The 2456-nt window shown below is 66.7% G+C and carries 3 protein-coding genes; 1 reads left to right on the top strand and 2 read right to left on the bottom strand.

Annotated elements, in window-relative coordinates; all coding sequences use genetic code 11:
- Positions 1-3: 3 nt before the first annotated feature.
- Entirely contained in the window at positions 4-861 is an 858-nt protein-coding gene (locus tag VGC47_07005; protein HEX9855044.1) for a GNAT family N-acetyltransferase, read from the bottom strand.
- 326 nt (positions 862-1187) lie between these two features.
- On the opposite strand from VGC47_07005, the gene VGC47_07010 reads away from it, so the two are divergent.
- Positions 1188-1952, top strand: coding sequence for a DUF5995 family protein (locus VGC47_07010; GenBank protein ID HEX9855045.1), 765 nt, complete (start codon positions 1188-1190; stop codon positions 1950-1952).
- 265 nt (positions 1953-2217) lie between these two features.
- Here the strand turns inward: VGC47_07010 and VGC47_07015 are convergent.
- Positions 2218-2456 (bottom strand): hypothetical protein (locus VGC47_07015; GenBank protein ID HEX9855046.1); only part of this gene is annotated, 239 nt, incomplete at its 5' end.

Here is a 2456-nt window from a genome sequence, read left to right on the forward strand (position 1 = left end):
CGCTCACCGCACACCCCTCCACCAGTCGGTTCGTCCGACCTCGCGAAACGATCGGCGGTAGAAGGCAACGGCGTCGGAGCGGTGCGCACCGGTTCCCACTCGCACGGTGTGCATACCGGCGGCGGCCATGTCTCCGGCCGCCCGGGCGAGGAGGGCGCGTCCCAGGCCCCGTCGTTGGTGATCGGGGTGGGTTCCCACCGGCTCGAGCTGTGCGACACCGGATGCCTCGTCCCCCCACCACACCAGGAACGCCGCCACTCGACCATCGGCGTGCACCGCCACCAGATCACGCTCGGGCACGTACACCTCGGACCGCATGAACCGGAGATACCGCTGGTGATGGAGCTCGGGCTCGAGGCTGGAGGCGAAGGCGGCGTGCGATGCCGCCCTCCGGCTCCACGCCTCCTCTTCCCCCGCCACCGGTCGGATGGTGTAGCCGTCGGGGACAACGGACGGCACGGCCACCTCGGCAACCGCGGCCTTGAACTCGAGCTCGAACGCCGGATCGGGCTCGAAGCCGCGGCCACGGAGCGCATCCGCCAGCTCCGTGTCTGTGTGCGCCACGAAACCGACCGTGGGCCGTTCATCCACCCGCTCCAATGCGGCGTCGAGGAGCGGCACCCGCTCGGCGCCTGGCCGGCCGAACACGGAGATCTCAGGCCCGTTGGCATCGATCACCGCGAAGGCATCGTCCTCGATGAGAGTCTCGAGCGGCGTCCGGCTGGGATCCTGGTGGAAGAACCACCAGCCGAGCTCGCCCGGATGGATCGTGTGTCGCGACCCGCCGGCGGCCAGCGATTCCGACAGCATCGCCTGCATCACGGCCAGTCGAGGCACCACAATCGGCGGCAGCGCAGGCACGACCCGATGCTACGGCCTCGTCGCTCGGGGCGCCGCAAGGGATCTCGGGTCCCCGCCTCCGAGTTGGAGCAAGGTCGGGCGTGCGCTGCGCTCTCAAAAGTTCAGCGAACCAACGTGCTGAGAAACGACCTTGGTTCGGTGCCGTCGAGCTCTGCACCGACATCCAACGACAATGCCGCCGTCTTCCTCTGTCGGCAGGCGTGCGGCCATCCCCTCGTCGACGGCAATCAACGAGCGGCGTGGGCGGCGCTGGTGAAGTTCATCGACCTCGACCACGGCACGTGGGATCCTGACCCGGCAGGTACCCTCAGCAGTGAGGAGGTTGCTTGGCCGGTGCAGACATCGCCGTCGTGCTGGACCGGCTCGATGGTGTGATCGCTGACACGGTTCGCACCGGTGGCCGCACCGGGTACTTCGCGGCGATGTATCGCAAGGTGACGCTTGCCGTTCAGGACGCCGTCGTCGCCGGTCGGTTCGACGACAGCGACAGGGCAGGGCACTTCCTTCGGATCTTCGCCGAGCGGTACCTCGATGCCTACCGCCAATGGCGAAGCGAAGAACATCCGACCGCGGCCTGGGAAGCCGCATTCGAGGCGAGCCGACGGTGGAGACCGATCATCCTCCAGCACTTGCTCGTGGGTATGAACGTCCACATCAACCTGGACCTCGGCATCGCCGCAATCACCGTGGCGCCCGGTAACGAGCTGGCCGGTCTCCGCGCCGACTTCGATCGCATCAACGCCATCCTCGCCGACCTCGTCGATGGCTTGATGGATGCGGTAGGCGCAGTCTCTCCTTGGGTCGGACTACTCGATCGTTTTGGCGGTAGGACCGACCAGACGCTGATCAGGTTCAGCATCGAGATCGCCCGGCACCGCGCCTGGGAGCTCGCAATGCAACTGGCCGCCGCTCCGTCCGATGAGCGGGGCGAGATCATCGCGACCCGAGACATGGCCACTGCTCGCTTGACCAAGACGATCCTGACGCCGGGGCCGTATCTACCAGTCGGTCTGCTCTTCATCCGCCTCCGTGAGAGCAACGACGTCCGGCAGGTGATCGACCTCCTCGGTTCCGATGCCTCGAGGATGTGAGCCGGCAGACCCGGCTCGGCCGAGGTGAGGCTCGCTGGTGCCCGGGGCCGCCTCCTACGGTACGCAGGAGTGGGGTGAGCCACTGGGCGCCCTCGATGCCGGCGACTGCGGAAAGACCTCGACGATCCACGCGTGCCGCCTGACAACCGCCTCGAGGCGCTCCGGCGGAGACCGTCAACGGCAGAACTGCATCCGGATCAACGATCAGAGGCGGATCTGCTTCCGATGGAGGGAATCGGGAGGTGAGGAGGATTTGGGCTTTCGATCAGAGCTCGCCGGACTCCAGGAGTCCCTTCAGCCTCTCGAGATTGGCCAGCTGCTGCGTCTTCAGAGTCCGTCCCATGAGGACGCCCAGAAACCCAAGAACGGTGGTTTCGCTCTCCAACAACGTGCCCCCATCCTGGCTCGTGAAGGTCATGTGATTCACAGGTCGTACGGGACCCGACGTGCCCCGGATCGCCAGCGCATTGGGCGGATCGAGCGCGGTGACCTCGAAGTTGATGC

The sequence above is a fragment of the Acidimicrobiia bacterium genome, from assembly GCA_036396535.1.
Taxonomy (GTDB): Bacteria; Actinomycetota; Acidimicrobiia; order Spongiisociales; family UBA5794; genus DASWKR01.